This window comes from Frigoribacterium endophyticum, from assembly GCF_011759585.1.
GTDB classification, from domain to species: Bacteria; Actinomycetota; Actinomycetes; order Actinomycetales; family Microbacteriaceae; genus Frigoribacterium; species Frigoribacterium endophyticum.
Genome location: NZ_JAAOYV010000001.1, coordinates 409,493 through 427,730 on the forward strand (window position 1 = coordinate 409,493; position 18,238 = coordinate 427,730).

Genomic DNA, 18,238 nt, shown 5'->3' on the forward strand with positions numbered 1-18,238 from the left:
GCTGAGAGTATTGCACGGCGGCGACCCTGCGTCGGCGAGAATCAGTGCACAGGAGGCGCGATGACCGACCCAGACCCGGCTCACCCCGACGTGCGAGACGCGCCGGGCGCGCCCGCCCGCGCCGGGGCCCGCCGCGACGTCGTCACGGCCATGCAGCGGCTCACCACCGAGTCGCAGCGGGTCGCCCAGGCGTTCGCGGCCCAGCAGGGGCTCGGCCACATCGACCTCGAGGCGCTGCTGCACGTCATGCAGGCGGAGCAGCGGGGCGACCCGGTCACGTCGGGCCGCCTCGGCGACGTCCTGGGCGTGACGTCCGGCGCCGCCACGGGCGTCATCGACCGCCTCGAGCGCGCGGGCCACGTGCACCGCACGCGCGACGAGGTCGACCGGCGCCGGGTCATCGTGCGCTACGACGAGGCGGCCCGCGCCGTCGCCGGCCGTTTCTTCGGGCCCCTAGGCGCGCTGAGCGACCGGGTGATGGCGGGCTACGACGACGCCGAGCTGCAGACCGTCCGGAGGTTCCTCGGCGAGATGGCGGCGGCGATGGGCGAGCACGCCCGCACCGTCGGGCGGCCCGACCCCGACCCCGATCCGACCTCGAGCCCCGCCCCGGAGGCACCATGACCGACCACGTCTCGGCCCTCGACCTGTTCTCGGTCGGCATCGGGCCCTCGAGCTCGCACACCGTCGGGCCCATGCGGGCCGCCCGCCTCTTCCTCGACGGGGTCGACGCCGCGGGCCTGCTCGACGACGTCGCCCGGGTGGAGGTCGTCCTCTACGGCTCGCTCGCCGCGACCGGCCTCGGGCACGGCACCCCGTCGGCGGTGCTCGCGGGCCTGGCGGGCATGGAGCCCGAGACCTGTGACCCGCTCGTGGTCTCGTCGATGCAGCGCTCCGTCGAGCAGGGCGGCGGCCTCCGGCTGCTCGGCCGGCACCAGGTCGCCTTCGCGCCGAACGACCTCCGCATGGCGCCCCTGACCCGCATGCCGCGGCACCCCAACGCCATGAGCCTCGAGGCCCGCGACGCCGACGGCGCGACCCTCGCGCGGGAGGTCTGGTTCTCGACCGGCGGCGGGTTCGTCGTCCGCGACGGCGACGACGAGCACGTCGTGCCCGCCGCCGAGGCCCCGTTCGCCTTCGTCGACGCCGACGACCTGCTCCGGCTCTGCGACGCCGAGGGCGTCGGCATCGCCGAGCTGGCCTGGCGCAACGAGGTCGCGGTGCACGGCGAGGCCGCGGCGGCCGCGGGCCTCGCCGCGCGCTGGGCCGCGATGGAGGCCTGCGTCGACGCCGGCCTCGCCGCCTCGGGGGTGCTGCCCGGCTGGATGAAGGTGCCGCGACGGGCCCGCCAGATCGCCGAGATGCTGCGGGTGCAGGAGGAGCGGGCGACCGCCTTCGCGATCGGGGGCTCCGCGGTCGACCAGGGCCGCGCCTCCTCGTTGCTCACCTCCGACCTGCCGGCGCAGTGGCTGCAGGCCTACGCGATGGCCGTGAACGAGGAGAACGCCGGGGGCGGCCGGGTCGTCACCGCGCCGACCAACGGGGCCGCGGGCATCATCCCCGCCGTCGGGTACTACGCGATGCGGTTCCACGGGGTGACGCGCGACGAGCTCGAGCGCGGCTACCTGCTCACGGCCGCCGCGATCGGGTCGCTCTACAAGCGCAACGCCTCGATCTCCGGCGCCGAGGCCGGCTGCCAGGGGGAGGTCGGCTCGGCCGCCTCGATGGCGGCGGGGGCGCTCACCGCCGTGCTCGGCGGCACGCCGCGCCAGGTCGAGAACGCGGCCGAGATCGCCATGGAGCACCACCTCGGCCTCACCTGCGACCCCGTGGGGGGCTTCGTGCAGGTGCCGTGCATCGAGCGCAACGCCATCGCGGCGGGCACGGCGGTCGCCGCGACGCGGATGGCGCTGCTCGGCGACGGCAGCCACGTCGTCAGCCTCGACACCGTGATCGAGACGATGCGCCAGACCGGGCGCGACATGGCCGACAGCTACAAGGAGACCAGCCGCGCCGGGCTCGCCGTCAACGTCGTCGAGTGCTGAGCGGGCGGGCAGGCCGCCGGGCGCGGCCGGGCGGGCACGGAGCCCGTCCGGCCGACCCGGCCGCCCCGGCTGCCCCGCCGGTCAGCGCACCCGCAGCGTGACGCCCGCCGAGGTGCTGCCGAGCACGTCGGGCGTGCCCGAGTAGCGCACCGAGACCACCGGGCTGCCGGCCGTGGCGTACCGCGGCAGCGTCACGGCCGCGGTGCCCTGGCCGGTCGAGGTCAGGGCGACGGTCTGCACGGCGCGTCCGTCCGAGAGCACGGTGACCGAGCCGGCCGGCGAGGCGACGCCGGCGACGCGCACGGTGACGGTGGCCGTCGTGGCGGTGTTCCGTGCAGGGCTCGTCGTGGCGGGCGTGATCGCCACCGTCGAGCTCGCGGGCACGACCGTGACCGTCTGGGGCGCGCTGACCGACTTCACGAGCGACGTCGACGAGGGCGCGAACGAGGCCGTGAACGACCACTGGCCGGCCGACGTGCTCGCGGGCACGACCCACGACGCGGTGCCCGAGGTCAGCGGCACGACGGCCACCGGCACGCCGGAGCGCGTGAAGGTCACGCTGCCGGCGGGCCAGCTGCCGGCCACCTGGGGCACGGTCGCGGTGAGCGTCGTCGTGGTCGAGCCGAAGGTCTGCTGCGGGCCGCTCACGCGGAGCGACGTGGTCGTCGCGCCGGCCGCCACGGTGAGCGTCTGCGGTGCCGAGCTAGACGCGGTGACGGCCGGGTCGGCGGGCGTGAAGGAGGCGCGCAGCGCGTGGCTCCCCGCCGCCAGCGTCGTCGGCACGGCGATCGTCGTGCGGCCCCCCGTGCCCACGGGCACGGTCGACAGCACGGTCGAGCCGTCGACGAGGCTCACGGTGCCCGCGGGCGCCGTGCCGTCGGCGCGGGTCACGACGGCGGTCGCCGTCGCGCCGGCTCCGCCGTAGGTCTGCGAGGCGTTGGAGAGGGTCAGCGCGGTGGAGGTCGACACGGCGCCGCGGGGCCCGCGGAGGGAGACGTCGAGCACGGCTCCGCCCTGGGGCGAGAGGCTCGCCACGGCGACGGTGAAGCCGCCGCCGGCGCTCGTGAACGACTCGCCGGCGTCGAGGTGGGTGTCGCGGCGGGCGGGGTCGGCCGCTGCGTCGGTGCCGACCGCGAGGGCCACCGTCGTGGCGAAGCCGCCGGGCTGGGGGAGGGCGCGCAGCACGCGCACGCTGCCCGTGGCGGCCGAGCTGTCGAGCGCGCACTTCGTGAAGCCGGTCGCGACGACCGTGCAGCGGGGTGCACCGCCGGCGAACTCGGCGCTCGACCGGTCGCGGCCCGTGGCCGTGCGGTACTCCAGCACGTAGTGCTGGCCGCTGACGGGGTCGGTGACGTCGACGGCGCGGCCGGTGGCCGCGGTGTCGAGCGAGGGCAGCACGACGCGCTTGGTGGTCGCCGGCGTGCTCAGCGCGACGGTGCTCGGCAGCCAGCCGAGGCGCATCCGCTGCGGGGACGACAGGTGCGGGCGGGCGCCCGACACCGAGTAGCCCATGATGTCGAGGTGGTCGCCGTACTCCTCGGTGGGGCAGGCGGCGTCGGCCGCGCTGCGGAAGTCGCCGGGGGCGCCGTCGTACGAGGTCGTGCTGCGGCAGAGCGCCGAGCCGGCGTGGCCGAGCCCGAGGTTGTGGCCGAACTCGTGCAGCAGCACGGGCACGCCGAGCTGCTGGCCGAGGCCGTACGAGCTGACGATCTCGCCGCCGTCGCCGCCGATCGTGCCGAACGCCTGCGTGCCGCACGCCTCGCGGGGCAGCACGAGCAGGTGCTTCTCGGTGCCGGCCCAGCCGTACGAGGCGAAGGAGCCGCCGAAGGCCGAGGCCTTGACCTTGCTCAGCGTCGCGGACGCGTCGCAGCTCGTGCCGCCGAGGGAGCGCTCCTCGACGCCCCCGAGGCGGACGTCGACGCGGCCGCCCGACTCCTCCCACCAGTAGTCGTGCAGCGCGGTGACGGCGGCGTCGATCGACGCGCGGTCGAGCGAGGTCACCGTGTCGTCGGTCGTGGCGGCGGTGGCCGACACGGTGCTCACCCAGAGGGTGTGGACGACCGGGCCGGTCGTGGTCGCGTCGTCGAGGGCGTCGGCCCGGGCGAGCGCCGAGGGCGGCACGACGAGCTGGTCCTTCGGCAGGGAGGCGGTGGTCGGGGCGGGCGCCGGTGCGGCGCTCGCGGGCGCGGCGGGCGCGGCGACCAGGCCGGCGAGCAGCAGGCCGGTCGCGAGGAGGCCGGCGGCGAGGGCCGACGGCAGGCGGGCAGGGAGGGATGACGGCACGGGGGTTCTCCGGTCGGGGCGGGGGAGGGGCGCGGCCCGACCGTCGGGTGGTCAGGGCAGCGGCGCGCAGCGTTCATGCATGCGCATGGAACTGATCGTGCCTCGCTCCTGCCGGGGCGGCACTCCCCAGAACGAGTCCGTCCGGTGTCGGCGGCCATCGGTAGCCTCGTCCGCATGGCCGCTCCCCGTCGCTCCTCCTCCCGCGCCGCCCGCTCGGGCGCCGTCCCGGGCGGCGGCACCGACGCGCCCCGCATCGAGCACGTCGACCCGACCGGCCTCGTCGACGTGACGGGCGACTCCCTCGCCGCGCACGACGACCGCGAGCGGGAGCGCCTCGTCGACGCCGACCTCGTCGACCGCGACCTCGAGGGCGTCGTCCTCCGCGAGTGCGTGCTCGAGGCACCCCGGCTCGGCGGAGCGCGCCTCCGGGGCGCGCGGTTCGTCGAGACGGTCGTCGCCGACTCGTTCGCCCCCGAGCTCGCCGCCGGGCGCAGCACCTGGCACGACGTCCGCGTCGAGCGCCCGCGCTGGGGCTCGGCCGAGCTGTTCGACGCCGACTGGCGCTCCGTCCGGGTCGTCGGCGGCAAGATCGACTACCTGAACCTGCGGGGGGCCCGGCTCACCGACGTCGTGCTCGAGGGCTGCAGCGTCGGCGAGCTCGACCTCGGCGGCGCGGAGGCCCTGCGGGTGGCCCTCGTCGACTGCCGCGTCGGCACGCTCGACGTGACCCGCGCCTCCCTCGCCCACGTCGATCTGCGCACGACCTCGTTCGACCGCGTCGACGGGCTCGACGGGCTCCGGGGGGCGACCGTCGACGCGCTGCAGCTCCAGGTGCTGGCTCCCGCCCTCGCGGCGCACCTGGGGCTCGCCGTCGACTGAGCCTCGTCGCTGCGCCGCGCCGCGCCGTGTCGCGGGTGGGCGGCGGCGTAGCCTCGACGGCATGATCGACGTCGACTGGAGCACCGGCAGCTGGACGACCGCGCCCGCGCGCGTGGAGGTGGGCGACGACGGGATGCGCGTGACCGCCGTCGAGGGCAGCGACGCCTGGCGCGTCACCTCCTACGGGTTCGTGCACGACACGGAGCACGCCCTCCTCGCGCCGTTCGAGCAGGGCACCGCGGTCGAGGTGTCGTTCCGTCTCGACTTCTCGGCCCAGTTCGACCAGGCCGGCGTCTTCGTCAGGGTCGACGACGAGACGTGGACGAAGGCGGGCGTCGAGCGCAGCGACGGTGAGGACGGCCTCGGCGCCGTCGTCACCCGGGGCGTCTCGGACTGGTCGCTCGCGCCCGTCCCCGGCTGGCACGGCCGCGAGGTCACCGTCCGGGCCAGCCGCTCCGGCGACGCCCTGACGGTCCGTGCCCGCGTGGACGACGAGCCGTGGCGCCTGGTGCGGGTGTCGCCGCTAAACGCGGACGCGGCGGCGACGGCGGGGCCGATGTGCTGCGCCCCCTCGCGCGACGGCCTCACCGTGCACTTCACCGCCTGGCGGACCGGGCCGGCCGACGAGGGCCTGCACCCTCCGACCTGACCCGGCGGGGCGACGTGACGGGGCGTGACGGCGGCCGAGGCCGCTGTCGGGGCCCGGTGCTATCGTCGCCGGTGAGCAACGCGCTCCGGGGTCAGCGAAAATCTGAACCGGCGGTCACAGTCCGCGACCCGGTGCGGCCCCCAGACGGTGGTCGCCCCGGTTGAACCGGTGGAACTCCGGTACCGACGGTCACAGTCCGGAAGGGAGGCAGCGCGGGCCAGGGCTCGTCGACGACGGCGCCCGGGCTGGCCGCGACCTCGCGTCGTCCCCGGAGAGCCCCAGCAGGCTCACCGACGGAGACATGATGACCACCACCCTCGCCCCGCGGCGCCGGCCGACGCCGGTGCCCGCCCTCCCGTCCCTCCTGCCGACGGCGGTGATCTGACGTGTTCACGGGGCTCGTCGAGGAGAAGGGCCGTGTCGTGCGGCTCGCCGACGTGGGCGACAGCGTCCGCCTCACGGTGCACGGGCCGCTCGCGGTCGACGGCGCCGAGCACGGCGACTCCATCTCGGTCAGCGGCGTCTGCCTCACCGTGGTCGAGCGCGACGGGGAGTCGTTCACGGCCGACGTCATGAAGCAGACGCTGGTCATGAGCACCCTGGGCGACCTCGAGCCCGGCCTGCCCGTCAACCTCGAGCGGGCGGCCCGCGTGGGCGACCGCCTCGGCGGCCACATCGTGCAGGGCCACGTCGACGGCACGGCGTCCGTGCTCGAGACGGAGGAGGGCGACGCCTGGCGGCGCGTGCGCCTGAGCCTCGCCGACGACCTCTCGCCCCTCCTCGTCGACAAGGGCTCCGTCACGCTCGACGGCGTGAGCCTCACCGTCAGCGGCATCAGCGAGCCGGGGGCCGACGAGGGGTGGTTCGAGGTCAGCCTGATCCCCGAGACCCTCGCCGCCACGACGCTCGGCGACAAGGCCCCGGGCGACCGGGTCAACGTCGAGACCGACGTCCTGGCGCGCCACGTGCGCCGCATGCTCGCCCTCGACGCCACCGCCGGCGCGCACCGCTCCGGCCGGGCGTCGTGACCGAGGCCTCGGGCGCCCGCGCGGGTGCCCGCGAGGCGCCTCGGCGCACCGGTGCCGAGCCCCTCGACGACGTCGCGACCGTCCTCGAGCACCTCCGCCGCGGGCGGCCGGTGATCGTCGTCGACGACGAGTCGCGCGAGAACGAGGGCGACGTGGTGCTGAGCGCCGAGCTGGCGAGCCAGGAGTGGCTGGCCTGGACGGTGCGGGTCTCGTCCGGGTTCGTCTGCGCCCCGATGTCGGCGGAGATCGCCGACCTCCTCGACCTGCCGCCCATGGTCGCCCGCAACGAGGACGCCCGCGGCACCGCGTACACGGTCAGCGTCGACGCGGCCGAGGGCGTGACCACGGGCATCAGCGCCTCCGACCGCGCCCGCACCCTGCGGGTCCTGGCCGACCCGGCCTCCGTCCGCGACGACCTGCACCGCCCCGGCCACGTCATCCCGCTCCGGGCCCGGCCCGGCGGGGTGCTCGAGCGCGACGGCCACACCGAGGCGGCCGTCGACCTGATGGTGGCCGCCGGCCTCCGCCCCGTCGCCGCGATCAGCGAGATCGTCGCCGACGACGGCGAGATGATGCGGCTGCCCGGCCTCATCGAGCTGGGGCGCCGCGAGGGCGTCCCCGTCGTGACCATCGCCCAGGTCGTCGCCCACCGCCTCGCGGCCGGCCCGGCCGCCCCCACCACCCCCGGCGACCTCCCCGGTCGCCCCGCCCCCACCGAGAGGACCACCGCATGAGCGGCGCAGGAGCACCCACCGAGCAGGAGCCCGTCGACGGCCGCGGCCTGCGCGTCACCGTCGTCGCCGGCACCTGGCACACCGCGATCAGCGACGGCCTGCTCGCCGGCGCGCTCGCCACGATCGCCGAGCTCGGCGCCGAGGCGACCGTCGTCCGTGTGCCCGGCAGCTTCGAGCTGCCCGTCGTGGCGAAGGCCGCCCTCGAGGCCGGTGCCGACGCCGTCGTGGCGCTCGGCGTGATCATCCGCGGCGGCACCCCGCACTTCGAGTACGTCTCCGACGCCGCGACGTCGGGCCTGCTCCGCGTGACGCTCGACAGCGGCAAGCCGGTCGGCTTCGGCGTGCTCACCCTCGACGACGAGCAGCAGGGCCTCGACCGGGCCGGGCTGCCCGGCTCGAAGGAGGACAAGGGGCGCGAGGCCGCCCACGCGGCCGTCTCGACCGCCGTCCAGCTGCGCGACATCGCGCGCCGCGCCTCCTCGGGTCGCGTCGTCGGGTTCTGACCCCTCCGGCGTCCTGACGACCGAGACGACGACGGCCGGCCCCCCGAGGGGGCCGGCCGTCGTCGCGGAGGGGGCTAGTGCTCGCCGAGGACCTCGTCGAGGAAGCCGCGCATCTGCAGCCACGAGCGGCGGTTCGCCGTCTCCTGGAACTGCGCGCCGTGCTCGGGGCTGTCGGTGCCCGGCACCGCGAAGGCGTGCATCGCCCCGCTGTAGCTGACGACCTGCCAGTCGCCGACCTCGGCGTCGCGCAGCTCGTCCTCGAAGCCGACGACCGCGTCGTCCGGCACGACCGGGTCGGCCGCGCCCGTCAGCACGAGCAGGGGAGCCTTGACGGCTCCCTTCTCGGCGGGCGCCCCGGTGCCGAGGCCGCCGTGGAACGACACGACCCCCGCCACGTCGGCGCCCGAGCGGGCGAGCTCGAGGGCCCCGGAGCCGCCGAAGCAGTAGCCCATCACGGCGATGCGCTCGGGGTCGACGCCGGGCTCGGAGCGGAGGCGCTCCAGGTTGGCGGTGAGGCGGGCGCGGAACGCCGCGACGTCGCCGTACCAGGCGCCGGCCTCGGCGGCCGCCTCGCCGGGGCCGGGGCGGACGCCCTGGCCGTAGACGTCGCCGGCCAGCGCCACGTAGCCGAGGCGCGCCAGCATCTGGGCGCGCACCTTGACGTGGTCGACGACGCCGAACCAGTCGTGCAGCACGAGCACTGCGGGTCGGAGGGCGCCGTCGGCGTCGCCGGGCGTGGCGAGGAAGCCCTCGAGGGGCGTGCCGTCGTGGTCGTAGACCACGTCGCCCGCCTCGACGGTGCCGGTGTCGGGCACGCTGTCGAGCAGGTCGCGGAGGTCGGGGGAGAGGTCGGGGGCAGGGGGCGTCGTGGTCACCCCGTGACGGTACTCCCGCTCAGCCGACGAGTCGCCGGACCGCCTGCTCGACGACGTCGCACCGCCGCTGGTGCGGGCCCTGGTGCAGGTTCGTCGCGGTCGGCGTGACGAACCAGGCCAGCACGCTGCCGAACACCATCGTCAGCAGCTCGTCGGCGTCCCAGTCGGAGGGGATGTCGCCCGAGGCCTGCGCCGCCCGGACGGCCTCGCGGCGCCGGTCGAGCTGCTCGTGGTCGACGACCCCGGGGCTCGGCAGCGTGACGCCCTCGATCTGGCCCCAGAGCAGCAGGCGCGCGTCGTCGGCGTGCATCGCCAGGTGGTCGTACAGCCTGCTCGCCCACTGCGGCAGGTCGTGCGCGTCGAACGGGACGGCCTCCAGCCAGCGGTCGATGCTCTCGCCCAGGGCGGCGTCGAACAGGTCGCGCTTCGTCGAGAAGTGGGCGTAGAGCCGCTCCTTGCTCGCCTCGGCCTCGCGGGCGATGGAGTCGACGCGGGCACCGGCGAGGCCGCGGGCGGCGAACTCGACGTGCGCCGCCTCGAGGATGCGGTCCCGCGGAGGGGTGGCTCGACGTGGCATGGCCCGAGCTTAGGGCGCGGGCGGACCGGACGGAACGGTCCGGACGACCCCCGTCCAGGTCCGGCCAGGACGGGGGACGGGGGACGGGGGCCGGGGGCTGGGCGTGGGCGGCGGCCGGAGCGGTGGCCGGAGCGGCTGAGCGGGAGGCGCGGGCTCAGACGGCCGGGACGACCCGTGACATCGGCACGTGCGGGATGCCGTCCTCCAGGAAGGGCTCGCCGTCCACGACGAAGCCGAAGCGCGCGTACCAGCCCTCGAGGTGCGCCTGGGCGTCGAGCCGCACGAGGCGGCCGGGGCAGTCGGCGAGTGCCCGCTCCATCAGCTGGGCGGCGAGCCCGCGGCCGCGGGCCGACGCGGCGGTCGCGACACGGCCGATCCGCCGGTCGTCGCCGTCGCAGAGCAGCCGGACCGTGGCCAGCACCTCGCCGTCCTCCTCGACCCAGAGCATCTGCGCGTCGGGCTCGACGTCGCGCCCGTCGAGCTCGGGGTAGGGGCACTCCTGCTCGACGACGAAGACGTCGACCCGCAGCTTCAGCAGCCCGTAGAGCGCGAGGGGGTCGATGTCACGGACGGCGGAGGCGCGGTGCAGGAGGGTCACGGAGCCACGGTAGCGTCCGGCCGCCCCCGCACGTCACCGGCGCCCGCCCCGGCGGTCGGTGACTCGGCACCGCTCACGCCGGCACCGCTCACGCCGGCACTGCTCACATCGGCTCCCCGAGCGGGTGGTCGACGAAGCTGCCGCCGATCGGCGTCGAGCCGCCCACCGCCGGCTCGTCGACCTCGTCGGCGAAGGCCTCGGCGTCGTCGACCGGGTGGTAGCCGACGGCCTCGCCCGCCGCGAGGGAGACCGGGCGCCGCGTGTTGCGGGAGACGCCCCAGACGACGTGGTGGCCGGTGGCCGTGGTGGTGAGGGCGGCCTCGACGAGGCGGGCGGCGTCGCCGGCCGACAGCCAGGTGCCGAGGCTCCGGGCGTCGAAGGGCCGCTCGACCGCGGTCATGATGCGCGCCGAGACGACGAGTTGGCCCGCGCGGTCGGCGTAGAGGCTGCCCATGGCCTCGAGCACGACCTTGCTCAGGCCGTAGAACGTGTCGGGACGCGCGGCCGGCACCTCGTGCTCGGCCGCGGCGCTCCAGGGCAGGTAGCCGGCGGCGTGCACGGAGCTCGCGGCGAGCACCCGCCGCACCCCGGCACGCACGGCGGCCTCGTGCACGGCGTGGGCCCCCTCGACGTTGACGTCGCGGATGTCCTCCCACGACCGCTCGTCGGCGTACGCGGCGAGGTGCACGACGAGGTCGGCGCCGCGGATCGCCTCGGTCAGGGCGTCGAGGTCGGTCACCCCGACGACCGCGGCCGACTCGGTCGGCGCGAGAGGCTCGGCCGGGGCGACCAGGTCGAGCAGGCGCACCTCGTGCCCCGCCGCGGCGAGGTGCGGCCGGATCATGGCCGCGACCTTGCCGGCGCCCCCGGTGACGGCGATGACCGACACGGCGTCAGCGCCCGGTGTCGGCGCGCACCGACAGGGTCTGCACGCGGGGAGGGTCCTCCGGGGTCAGCCGGACCTCGAGCCGCAGGGCCCCGCGTCGCCCGGGCAGCCACCACACGCGGTGCGACGGCGTCGCCGACTCCGCGGCGGGCACCGCGCCCGCGCCCTCGTCGTCGTGGTCGAGCAGTCCGCCGACCGCCTCGAGCTCGCGGGCCCACAGGGCTCGGCGGCGCACGAGCGGCACGTCGAGCTCGACGTTCTCGCTGAGGAGGCCCGCCGGCACCTCGCGCCCGCGCACGACGGCCTCGACCAGGGGCATCGCGGCGAGGGTCTCGGGCCACGGAGCGACGACGACCCGCGCCTCCGCGGCGTCGGCCATCATGCCGTCGAGGGCCCGGCTGACGGGCACGGCGACCTGGGCGTAGGTGGCGTTCTCGAGGCCCACGGCACCGAGGCCGGTGGCGGTCTGCCAGCGCATGTGGGCGGAGAAGCCGGGGTAGCCGCCGGAGTGCGACACGACGGTGCCGAAGTCGGGGTACTCCTCGACGAAGAGGCCGAAGCCGTAGCCCGAGGGGTGCGCCCCCCGGCCGGGCACGAGGCGGTGGAGCTGCTGCATCTCGCGGCGGGAGGCGCGGCTCAGCACCCCGTCGACGTCGCCGCGGCCCTCGGGGTCGAACGCCGACGACAGCCACCGGGCCCAGCGGGCGAGGTCGGTCGTGGTGCTGAACAGCCCGCCGATGGGCGAGAACGCGCCGGGGCCCGAGAAGGGCAGGGGCTCCCACCCGTCGTCGACCGGCCGGTGCCCGACGGCGACGCCGCCGGTGGCGAGCACGTCGGCCTCGAAGCCGGTCGAGGGCAGCCCGATGGGGCCGAGGAGCGTCTGCTCGACGACCTCGCGGTAGGGGCGGCCGGCCGCGCTCGCGACGACGCGCCCGAGCAGGGCCCAGCCCAGGTTCGAGTAGGCGAAGGTCGTGCCGGGCACGCTGTCGAAGCGCAGACCGCGCCGCAGCAGGGCATCGAGCTCGTCGTCGGTGATCGACTCCTGGCGGTCGCCCCAGGGGTCGTCGGTCGGCAGGCCGCCCGACATCGTCATCAGCATCCGCACCGTCGGCACGGGCGAGTCGCCCGTGGGCAGCGCGACGTCGGCGAAGGCGGGCACGAAGTCGGTGACGGGCGCGTCGAGCACGAGCTGCCCCGCGTCGCGGAGCGCCAACAGCGCCGCCGCGGTGAAGCTCTTCGTGCAGGAGGCGATCCGGTAGGCGGTGTGCGGCCCCGGCAGGGCGCCCGCGACCTCGCCGCGGGCGCCGTGGTGCGTGACGCCGTCGTGGTCGAAGGTGGCGAACACGACGCTGGGCGCTCGACGTTCGGCCTGGCGCGCGTCGAAGACGGCGTCGATGCCGGAGGGGCGGGCTGGGTCGGTCATGGTGCCTCTCGGTGCTCGGTGCTCGGTGCTCGGTGCTCGGTGCTCGGTGCTCGGGCGGTGCGGCGGTCAGGCCGACGCGGGGGAGGCGCGGCGCATCGTCTCGTAGGCGTCGAGGGCGCGGCGCCGCGACTCCTTCAGGTCGACCATCGGCTCGGGGTAGTCGTCGGTGTCGATCTCGGGCACCCATGCCCGGACGTAGTTGCGCTCCTTGTCGAACTTCTCGCCCTGCAGCACGGGGTTGAAGACCCGGAAGTAGGGGGCGGCATCGGCGCCGGAGCCCGCCGTCCACTGCCAGTTGGCGGGGTTGTTCGCCTCGTCGGCGTCGACGAGGGTGTCCCAGAACCACTGCTCGCCGACTCGCCAGTCGACCAGGAGGTTCTTGATCAGGAAGCTCGCCGTCGCCATCCGCACCCGGTTGTGCATCCACCCGGTCGTCCAGAGCTGGCGCATGCCGGCGTCGACGAGCGGCACGCCCGTGCGGCCCTGACGCCAGGCGTCGATCTCGGACTCGGGGACGTCGGCCCACGGGAAGGCCTCGAACTCGGGGCGGTAGCTGACCGTCGCCAGGTCGGGCGACGAGAAGAGGATGGTGTGGTTGAACTCGCGCCAGACCACTTCGCGGAGGAACGACTGCGCCCGCTCCCGCGAGGCGGGCGGGAGGTCGCCCCGCATGCGGTGCCAGATCTGGAACGGGCTGACCTCGCCGAAGCGCAGCCGGGGCGACATGCGGCTCGTCGCCTCCTGGGCGGGGAAGTCGCGCTCGCCGTAGTCGGCCAGGTGGCCGGTGGCGAACTCCTCCAGGGCGTCCAGCGCGGCGGCCTCGCCCGGGGTCCAGGTCTCGCGCAGCCCGGCGGCCCAGTCGGGCTGCGTCGGCAGCAGCTGCCACGAGTCGAGGTCGTCGCTGGCCGGGGCGGTCTCGGGAGGGCGCAGGGTGTCGGGAGCGTCGAGCGGGTGCCGGGGCTCGGGCCGGTCGAGGCAGGCCCGCCAGAACGGGGTGAAGACCTTGAACGGCTGGCCCTGGCCGGTCTGCACCGTCCACGGCTCGAAGAGGAGGTTGGCGGCGAAGCTCTCGGCCACGAGGCCCTCGTCGCGGAGCGCGGTCTTCAGGGCCGCGTCGGTGTCGCGGGGCACCTTGCCGTAGCGGCGGTTCCAGTAGACGGCGCCGGCGCCGACCTCGGCCACGACGGCCGGCAGCACCTCGGCGGCGGGGCCGCGGCGGAGGGTCAGACCGGCCCCGAGCTCACGCAGGGCACCGTCGAGCGCCACCAGGCTGTGGTGGAGCCACCAGCGGGCGGCCCCGCCGAGAGGGCGGATGCCCGGGGTCTCGTCGTCGAGCACGACGAGCACGACCACCGGCTCGCCGCGGTCGACCGCGGCCACGAGGGCGGGGTTGTCGGCGACCCGGAGGTCGTCGCGCAGCCAGACGACGGAGGGGGACGAGGTCACGAGGCGGCACCGACCTCGGCGTCGGCCCTGGTCGTCGCGCCCGGGTCGCCGGGGTCGCCCGTCGTGTCGCCGAGGCGGAGCCGCGTGCAGAGGTCGGTCAGCGTGACGAGCTCGTCGTGGTCGAGGCTGCCGCCCACGCGGCGCCTGATGGCGGCCGCGTGGTCGACGGCGGTGCGTCGGTAGAGGTCGTAGCCGTGGTCGGTGAGGGCGACGATGATGCCGCGCCCGTCGCCGGGGTCGGTCTGCTTCTCGACGACCCCCTTGCTCGCCAGGCGGTCGACGAGGCGGCTGATGCTCGGCTGGGTGAGCAGGAGGTGCCGGGTGAGGTCGCGGATGCGGGCCCGCCGCTCGGGCTGGCTCGACAGGTTGAAGAGGACGTCGTACTCGTTGAACGAGATGTCGTCGGTGGGGAAGGCGGCGTTCAGCTCGCGCATGATGCTCACCTGTGCTCGGAACAGGGCCTCCCAGGCCCCGACGGCCACGGCTGTCTCGCTCATGTCGCCACCTCGTCTCGTGTCGACGTCGAGTCTACGAAGAACGGCCGACAGGGGGACGCCGCGCGGCGCTCACGAGACAGGCGAGCCGGCCCACGCGCCGGCGAGCGAGCGTCGGGGTCGAGTCGGGCCCGGACGTGACAGAGGGCCGGTCGCGAGGCGACCGGCCCTCTTCCCTTGCACCAAGAGTGTCCTGCAATCACATTCCGTGTCGGCTGCCACAGCAAACAACCTCAACGCGGTCAATCTATAACGGTGCGGTAACGGAGGTCTAGTTACCGAACCGTTATCTTGCTGGGAACTTCCCCTGAGGGGGACCCCCGGCCCTCAGAAGACGTCGGGCGACGGGGTCGACGCGTGACGGATCGACACGTCGGCGTGGCGGTCGAAGCGGTAGCCGACCCCGCGCACGGTGCGCACGATGTCCTCGAAGGCTCCGAGCTTCGACCGCAGCCGACGCACGTGCACGTCGATCGTGCGCTCGTTGGGGGCCTCGCCGTCGTCGTCCGACCAGAGACCCGAGATCAGCTCGGCGCGCTCGATCGTGCGGCCCTCGCGCAGCACGAGGTACTGCAGCAGCTCGAACTCCTTGTAGGTCAGCGGGGCGGTCTCGCCGTCGAGCAGGAGGCGCTTCCGCGAGATGTCGACGACGACGCCCCCGCGGGCGCCGGGCTCCTCGTCCTCCACGGTCGGCCGGCGTGCCGCGAGCGCGGAGGGGTCGTGCAGGGCGAGCCGGACGACGTCGACGTCGCGGCCGCCGGCGCCGGTCGGCGCGAGCGCCACGGCGGCGTGGGTCTCGGCGCCGGGGGCGATCCGTGCGACGAGGGCCTTGATCTGCGCGACGATCTCGCCGAGGTCGGTGTCGGCCTCCGCGGCCTTGAGCTCGTCGATGCCGACGTAGAGGGCGAAGCCGCGGGCCTCGGTGCCCTCGGGCACCGTGCGGGGCCGGGGGGCGGCGGGCCGGGCGGGGGCGCTCGCCTCGGGAGCCGGAGCGGCGCTCAGGGGGCGGCCGCTCGGCGCGACGGCGACGGGGGCGGCGCCGACGGGGCTGGTGACGACGGGGCTGGTGGCGACGGCGGGGGCGGTGACGGGGCGGTCGAGGATGAGGGACATGGGTACGCGGGGTCCTTGCGTGAGGTGAGCCGCGCCCCCGGGCGTCGTCGGCCGGGGGAGTGCTCGGTGTGTGTCGGTGCCCGGGGCCTCGATGACGAGGCCTCTGCCGGGGGGCAGCGGTGCCGGGGCGGACGGCCCGTCGAGCGGGAGCTCAGGGCCGAGGGGATGCGCGTCGGAGGTGGTGACGCGTGTGCATCCGGGAGTCGCGGTTCAGCAGCAGGGTCGTGCGGCGAACTCGGCAGCGCGCTCGGCGCGGCACGGCGACTCGGCGAGGTGCGACCTGATCAGGCACACATTCGACACAGGACGACGGCGCTCGGCATCATCATGCCGGTGCTCCCGGAGGCCTCGGGGGAGGTCGGGATGAACACGCTGTCAGTCATGGGGTCGATCTTCTGTCACTCGTGCACGGCCTGTCAAGGCAGCACGACGAAGCGCCCGATCCGTGCGCCACGTCGGGTGACGTGGCCGGATCGGGCGCTGCGGGGAGGGAGCGGGGGAGGCGCCGGTGCGGCGCCGGGGTCAGGCCAGGCCGTAGAGGCGGTCGCCCGCGTCGCCCAGCCCGGGCACGATGTAGCCGTTCTCGTCGAGCTTCTCGTCGACGGCGCCCAGCACGATGCTCACGTCACGGCCGTGCATCGCGGCCTCGACGGCGGCGAGGCCCTCGGGGGCCGCGATCAGGCAGACCGCCGTCACGTCGACGGCGCCGCGCTCGAGCAGGTAGTCGATGGCGGCGATCAGCGAGCCGCCGGTGGCCAGCATCGGGTCGAGCACGAAGCACTGTCGGTTCGACAGGTCGTCGGGCAGGCGTTCGGCGTACGTCGTCGGCTGCAGGGTCTCCTCGTCGCGGACCATGCCGAGGAACCCGACCTCGGCGGTCGGCACCAGCGTCGTCATGCCCTCGAGCATGCCGAGGCCGGCGCGGAGGATCGGGACGACGAGCGGCCGCGGCTGGCTGATGGCCAGCCCGGTGGTCGGGCCGACGGGGGTCTGGATCTCGATCGGGGTGGTGCGGACCCCGCGGGTGGCCTCGTAGGCCAGCAGCGTCACGAGCTCTTCGGTGAGGGCCCGGAAGGTCGGTGACGGCGTGCTCGCGTCGCGGAGCACGGTCAGCTTGTGGGTGATCAGGGGATGGTCCGCTACGTGCACTCGCATAGGCTCCACGGTAGCGGAGTCGTCCGCCCCCGACGCCCGTCGACCCGAGGAGCCCCGTGACCGCCGTGCCCCCCGAGCTCGCCCGGTGGATGGGGGCCGCGCTCGCCGAGGCGGAGGGCTGCGCCGTCTCCGGCGACGTGCCCGTCGGGGCCGTGGTGCTCGACGCCGACGGCGTCGTGATCGCGACCGGGCGCAACGAGCGTGAGCTCTCGCAGGACCCGACGGCCCACGCCGAGGTCCTGGCGCTCCGGGCCGCCGCCCGCCACACGGGTGACTGGCACCTCACGGGCACGACCCTCGTCGTCACCCTCGAGCCGTGCCCCATGTGCGCGGGCGCCATCCTCGCGGCGCGGGTGCCGCGGGTGGTCTTCGGGGCCTGGGACGAGAAGGCGGGAGGCGCGGGCAGCGTCTACGACATCCTCCGCGACCGCCGGCTGCCGCACCGCGCCGAGGTCGTGGCGGGCGTCCGCGAGCCCGAGTGCCGGGCCCAGCTGGACGACTTCTTCGCCGCCCGCCGTGCCGACGACGGCACCGGCACGGCGGCCGCAGCCGGGGCCGGGGCCGACGGCTAGTCGGCCGCGCGGATCACGATCGCGTCGGTCGCCGGAGCCACGTGGCCCGGCTCCACCCACACGTCGGGCTCGACGTAGATCACGCGGGCGATCGGCACGGCCTCGCGCACGCGCGACTCGACCGTGTTGATCGCGGCGGCGACGTCGCTGAGCAGCGTGCGACCGGGCATGGCCACCTTCGCGGCGACGAGCAGCTCCTCCGGGCCGAGGTACAGGGTCTTCATGTGGATGATCGACTCGACCTCCGGGCCGTCGGTCACGGCGGCGCGGATGGCGGCGACGTCGGCGGCCGAGGCGCCCTCGCCGACCAGCAGGCTCTTCGTCTCGATGCCGAGCACGACCGCCACCGCGACGAGCAGCACGCCGATGAGGAGCGTCCCGATCGCGTCGAAGACCCCGTCGCCCGTGATCCAGGTCAGCACGACGCCGACCATGGCGAAGGTGAGGCCCAGGAGGGCCGCGGCGTCCTCCAGCAGCACGACCGGCAGCTCGGGGGCCTTGGCGCGGCGGATGAACGAGACCCAGCTCTGGCTGCCCTTCGACGGCCGTGCCTCGCGGATCGCGGTGCGGAGCGAGAAGCCCTCGAGGCCGAGCGAGATCGCGAGCACGAGCACGGGCAGCCAGGGCACCTCGAGCGGGTGCGGCTCGCGGAGCTTCTCGACGCCCTCGTAGAGCGAGAAGACCCCGCCCACGCTGAACAGGATGATCGAGACGACGAAGGCGAAGACGAAGCGCTCGCGCCCGTAGCCGAAGGGGTGCTCCTCGTCGGCGGCCTTCTTCGCGCGCCGCCCGCCGAGCAGCAGGAGCAGCTGGTTGCCGGAGTCGGCCAGCGAGTGCACGCCCTCGGCGAGCATCGACGACGACCCGGAGAAGGCCCAGGCGATGAACTTGGTCACCGCGATGCCGAGGTTCGCGGCCAGTGCCGCGAAGATCGCCTTGTTGCCGCCGGAAGTGCTCATGGTGTCCGATCCCCTCGTG

18 protein-coding genes, 1 pseudogene and 1 riboswitch are annotated in these 18,238 nt (G+C 75.3%); of the genes and pseudogenes, 8 read left to right on the plus strand and 11 right to left on the minus strand.

All coding sequences use genetic code 11. The features are described 5' to 3' along the window. Positions 1-60 precede the first annotated feature (60 nt). A complete protein-coding gene (locus FHR77_RS01945) occupies positions 61-624 on the plus strand; it encodes a MarR family winged helix-turn-helix transcriptional regulator (RefSeq protein WP_167258406.1) in 564 nt (187 codons plus the stop codon). Then, the gene (locus FHR77_RS01950; RefSeq protein WP_167258407.1) at positions 621-2,045 is read left to right on the plus strand and encodes an L-serine ammonia-lyase; all 1,425 of its coding nucleotides are present in this window, start codon (positions 621-623) and stop codon (positions 2,043-2,045) included. Before FHR77_RS01945 ends, FHR77_RS01950 begins: the two co-directional genes overlap by 4 nt. 81 nt (positions 2,046-2,126) lie before the next feature. Here FHR77_RS01950 and FHR77_RS16525 read toward each other — a convergent pair whose 3' ends face one another. Beyond that, complete coding sequence (locus FHR77_RS16525; RefSeq protein ID WP_167258409.1) at positions 2,127-4,328, minus strand: Ig-like domain repeat protein; 2,202 nt, start codon at positions 4,326-4,328, stop codon at positions 2,127-2,129. 174 nt (positions 4,329-4,502) lie between these two features. On the opposite strand from FHR77_RS16525, the gene FHR77_RS01960 reads away from it, so the two are divergent. The 5 genes and pseudogenes from FHR77_RS01960 to ribH all read left to right on the plus strand — a co-directional run bounded on the left by FHR77_RS01960 (position 4,503) and on the right by ribH (position 8,121). Continuing rightward, a complete protein-coding gene (locus FHR77_RS01960) occupies positions 4,503-5,207 on the plus strand; it encodes a pentapeptide repeat-containing protein (protein WP_167258411.1) in 705 nt (234 codons plus the stop codon). Between the two features lie 61 nt (positions 5,208-5,268). Continuing rightward, positions 5,269-5,856, plus strand: coding sequence for a DUF1349 domain-containing protein (locus tag FHR77_RS01965; protein ID WP_167258413.1), 588 nt, complete (start codon positions 5,269-5,271; stop codon positions 5,854-5,856). Between the two features lie 77 nt (positions 5,857-5,933). Further along, a riboswitch (FMN riboswitch) is annotated at positions 5,934-6,073 on the plus strand. Between the two features lie 169 nt (positions 6,074-6,242). Then, positions 6,243-6,884: a riboflavin synthase gene (locus FHR77_RS01970; RefSeq protein WP_167258415.1), complete on the plus strand. Its 642-nt coding sequence runs from the start codon at positions 6,243-6,245 to the stop codon at positions 6,882-6,884. A gap of 110 nt (positions 6,885-6,994) precedes the next feature. Continuing rightward, a pseudogene (gene ribB / locus FHR77_RS01975) lies at positions 6,995-7,534 on the plus strand (3,4-dihydroxy-2-butanone-4-phosphate synthase); the annotation flags it as partial. Positions 7,535-7,614: 80 nt separating this feature from the next. Beyond that, on the plus strand, positions 7,615-8,121 hold the full coding sequence (gene ribH, locus FHR77_RS01980) for a 6,7-dimethyl-8-ribityllumazine synthase (protein ID WP_167258417.1): 507 nt from the start codon (positions 7,615-7,617) through the stop codon (positions 8,119-8,121). A 74-nt stretch (positions 8,122-8,195) separates the two neighbouring features. Here the strand turns inward: ribH and FHR77_RS01985 are convergent, their stop codons facing one another. The 9 genes from FHR77_RS01985 to upp form a co-directional block, all read right to left on the minus strand. After that, positions 8,196-8,996 carry a dienelactone hydrolase family protein gene (locus tag FHR77_RS01985; protein ID WP_167258419.1) on the minus strand — a complete coding sequence of 267 codons (801 nt, stop codon included), beginning with the start codon at positions 8,994-8,996 and terminating at the stop codon, positions 8,196-8,198. A 19-nt stretch (positions 8,997-9,015) separates the two neighbouring features. After that, positions 9,016-9,573 carry a TetR/AcrR family transcriptional regulator gene (locus FHR77_RS01990; protein WP_167258421.1) on the minus strand — a complete coding sequence of 186 codons (558 nt, stop codon included), beginning with the start codon at positions 9,571-9,573 and terminating at the stop codon, positions 9,016-9,018. Positions 9,574-9,727: 154 nt separating this feature from the next. Next, the gene (locus FHR77_RS01995; RefSeq protein ID WP_167258423.1) at positions 9,728-10,171 is read right to left on the minus strand and encodes a GNAT family N-acetyltransferase; all 444 of its coding nucleotides are present in this window, start codon (positions 10,169-10,171) and stop codon (positions 9,728-9,730) included. Between the two features lie 103 nt (positions 10,172-10,274). Continuing rightward, entirely contained in the window at positions 10,275-11,060 is a 786-nt protein-coding gene (locus FHR77_RS02000; RefSeq protein WP_167258425.1) for an NAD-dependent epimerase/dehydratase family protein, read from the minus strand. Between the two features lie 4 nt (positions 11,061-11,064). Further along, positions 11,065-12,480 (minus strand): serine hydrolase domain-containing protein, encoded by a 1,416-nt coding sequence (locus FHR77_RS02005; RefSeq protein ID WP_167258427.1) that lies wholly within the window; start codon positions 12,478-12,480, stop codon positions 11,065-11,067. Between the two features lie 66 nt (positions 12,481-12,546). Further along, positions 12,547-13,926: an FAD-binding domain-containing protein gene (locus FHR77_RS02010; protein ID WP_167258429.1), complete on the minus strand. Its 1,380-nt coding sequence runs from the start codon at positions 13,924-13,926 to the stop codon at positions 12,547-12,549. Beyond that, a complete protein-coding gene (locus tag FHR77_RS02015) occupies positions 13,923-14,423 on the minus strand; it encodes a MarR family winged helix-turn-helix transcriptional regulator (RefSeq protein ID WP_167258431.1) in 501 nt (166 codons plus the stop codon). Before FHR77_RS02015 ends, FHR77_RS02010 begins: the two co-directional genes overlap by 4 nt. Positions 14,424-14,747: 324 nt before the next feature. Then, positions 14,748-15,533, minus strand: coding sequence for a winged helix-turn-helix domain-containing protein (locus FHR77_RS02020; RefSeq protein ID WP_167258433.1), 786 nt, complete (start codon positions 15,531-15,533; stop codon positions 14,748-14,750). Between the two features lie 522 nt (positions 15,534-16,055). Then, positions 16,056-16,688: a uracil phosphoribosyltransferase gene (gene upp / locus FHR77_RS02025; protein ID WP_167258435.1), complete on the minus strand. Its 633-nt coding sequence runs from the start codon at positions 16,686-16,688 to the stop codon at positions 16,056-16,058. Between the two features lie 89 nt (positions 16,689-16,777). Between upp and FHR77_RS02030 the strand changes: the two genes are divergently transcribed. Then, the gene (locus FHR77_RS02030; RefSeq protein WP_167259416.1) at positions 16,778-17,260 is read left to right on the plus strand and encodes a nucleoside deaminase; all 483 of its coding nucleotides are present in this window, start codon (positions 16,778-16,780) and stop codon (positions 17,258-17,260) included. On the opposite strand, the gene FHR77_RS02035 is transcribed toward FHR77_RS02030, so the two are convergent. Beyond that, the gene (locus FHR77_RS02035; RefSeq protein WP_056052924.1) at positions 17,257-18,219 is read right to left on the minus strand and encodes a cation diffusion facilitator family transporter; all 963 of its coding nucleotides are present in this window, start codon (positions 18,217-18,219) and stop codon (positions 17,257-17,259) included. The genes FHR77_RS02030 and FHR77_RS02035 overlap by 4 nt on opposite strands. Between the last annotated feature and the right edge of the window lie 19 nt (positions 18,220-18,238).

Excerpts from the sequence above, each read along its gene's own strand:
- ribH (WP_167258417.1), top strand. The coding sequence starts at position 7,615 with ATGAGCGGCGCAGGAGCACCCACCGAGCAGGAGCCCGTCGACGGCCGC.
- upp (WP_167258435.1), bottom strand. The coding sequence starts at position 16,688 with ATGCGAGTGCACGTAGCGGACCATCCCCTGATCACCCACAAGCTGACC.
- FHR77_RS01990 (WP_167258421.1), bottom strand. The coding sequence starts at position 9,573 with ATGCCACGTCGAGCCACCCCTCCGCGGGACCGCATCCTCGAGGCGGCG.
- FHR77_RS02015 (WP_167258431.1), bottom strand. The coding sequence starts at position 14,423 with ATGAGCGAGACAGCCGTGGCCGTCGGGGCCTGGGAGGCCCTGTTCCGA.
- FHR77_RS01950 (WP_167258407.1), top strand. The coding sequence starts at position 621 with ATGACCGACCACGTCTCGGCCCTCGACCTGTTCTCGGTCGGCATCGGG.
- FHR77_RS01945 (WP_167258406.1), top strand. The coding sequence starts at position 61 with ATGACCGACCCAGACCCGGCTCACCCCGACGTGCGAGACGCGCCGGGC.
- FHR77_RS02005 (WP_167258427.1), bottom strand. The coding sequence starts at position 12,480 with ATGACCGACCCAGCCCGCCCCTCCGGCATCGACGCCGTCTTCGACGCG.
- FHR77_RS01965 (WP_167258413.1), top strand. The coding sequence starts at position 5,269 with ATGATCGACGTCGACTGGAGCACCGGCAGCTGGACGACCGCGCCCGCG.
- FHR77_RS02030 (WP_167259416.1), top strand. The coding sequence starts at position 16,778 with ATGGGGGCCGCGCTCGCCGAGGCGGAGGGCTGCGCCGTCTCCGGCGAC.
- FHR77_RS01960 (WP_167258411.1), top strand. The coding sequence starts at position 4,503 with ATGGCCGCTCCCCGTCGCTCCTCCTCCCGCGCCGCCCGCTCGGGCGCC.
- FHR77_RS02020 (WP_167258433.1), bottom strand. The coding sequence starts at position 15,533 with ATGTCCCTCATCCTCGACCGCCCCGTCACCGCCCCCGCCGTCGCCACC.
- FHR77_RS02035 (WP_056052924.1), bottom strand. The coding sequence starts at position 18,219 with ATGAGCACTTCCGGCGGCAACAAGGCGATCTTCGCGGCACTGGCCGCG.